Annotated in this window: 10 tRNA genes; all 10 read right to left on the reverse strand. The window is 50.6% G+C overall.

Features of this window, described 5'->3' with window-relative positions:
- The 10 genes from AC59HZ_RS31400 to AC59HZ_RS31445 all read right to left on the reverse strand — a co-directional run bounded on the left by AC59HZ_RS31400 (position 1) and on the right by AC59HZ_RS31445 (position 945).
- Positions 1-74, reverse strand: a tRNA-Gly gene (locus tag AC59HZ_RS31400).
- Between the two features lie 8 nt (positions 75-82).
- Positions 83-158: transfer RNA gene (locus AC59HZ_RS31405), tRNA-His, on the reverse strand.
- Between the two features lie 32 nt (positions 159-190).
- Positions 191-266: transfer RNA gene (locus AC59HZ_RS31410), tRNA-Phe, on the reverse strand.
- Between the two features lie 13 nt (positions 267-279).
- Positions 280-356 (reverse strand) — tRNA-Asp (locus AC59HZ_RS31415).
- 3 nt (positions 357-359) lie between these two features.
- Positions 360-433, reverse strand: a tRNA-Met gene (locus AC59HZ_RS31420).
- 32 nt (positions 434-465) lie between these two features.
- Positions 466-558 (reverse strand) — tRNA-Ser (locus AC59HZ_RS31425).
- A 17-nt stretch (positions 559-575) separates the two neighbouring features.
- Positions 576-652: transfer RNA gene (locus AC59HZ_RS31430), tRNA-Ile, on the reverse strand.
- A 27-nt stretch (positions 653-679) separates the two neighbouring features.
- Positions 680-756: transfer RNA gene (locus tag AC59HZ_RS31435), tRNA-Met, on the reverse strand.
- 18 nt (positions 757-774) lie between these two features.
- A tRNA-Ala gene (locus AC59HZ_RS31440) sits at positions 775-850 on the reverse strand.
- Positions 851-868: 18 nt separating this feature from the next.
- Positions 869-945, reverse strand: a tRNA-Pro gene (locus AC59HZ_RS31445).

Below are 945 nucleotides of genomic sequence, written 5' to 3' on the forward strand. Positions count from 1 at the left end.
TGGAGCGGGTGATGAGAATCGAACTCACAACATCAGCTTGGAAGGCTGAGGTTTTACCACTAAACTACACCCGCATATAACATGGGGCGACTGATGGGAATCGAACCCACGAATGCCTGAACCACAATCAGGTGCGTTAACCACTTCGCCACAATCGCCATAATAAAAGTTATTTGATTTTTAAAATAAATGGTGGCTCAGGACGGAATCGAACCGCCGACACAAGGATTTTCAGTCCTTTGCTCTACCGACTGAGCTACTGAGCCATTTCCATTTAAATGGCGGTCTGGACGGGACTCGAACCCGCGACCTCCTGCGTGACAGGCAGGCATTCTAACCAACTGAACTACCAGACCGTATTGCGGGGACAGGATTTGAACCTGCGACCTTCGGGTTATGAGCCCGACGAGCTACCAGACTGCTCCACCCCGCGACGATAAATATGTTATTCAACTAGAAATAATATGGCGGAGGAAGAGGGATTCGAACCCCCGCGCGGTTTAACCCGCCTGTCGGTTTTCAAGACCGATCCCTTCAGCCGGACTTGGGTATTCCTCCATATTATATAAAACTAGTGGTGGACCTTGTAGGACTCGAACCTACGACCGGACGGTTATGAGCCGTCTGCTCTAACCAGCTGAGCTAAAGGTCCAAGTTAAATTTCTAAAATAATAATATTTGGTAGCGGCGGAGGGGATCGAACCCCCGACCTTACGGGTATGAACCGTACGCTCTAGCCAGCTGAGCTACACCGCCAAATATAGTATTGAAATATGGTGGAGCCTAGCGGGATCGAACCGCTGACCTCCTGCGTGCAAAGCAGGCGCTCTCCCAGCTGAGCTAAGGCCCCAATATAAAATGAAGTAGATGGTCGGGAAGACAGGATTCGAACCTGCGACCCCTTGGTCCCAAACCAAGTGCTCTACCAAGCTGAGCTACTTCCCG

This window comes from Neobacillus sp. DZ-9, assembly GCF_059587065.1.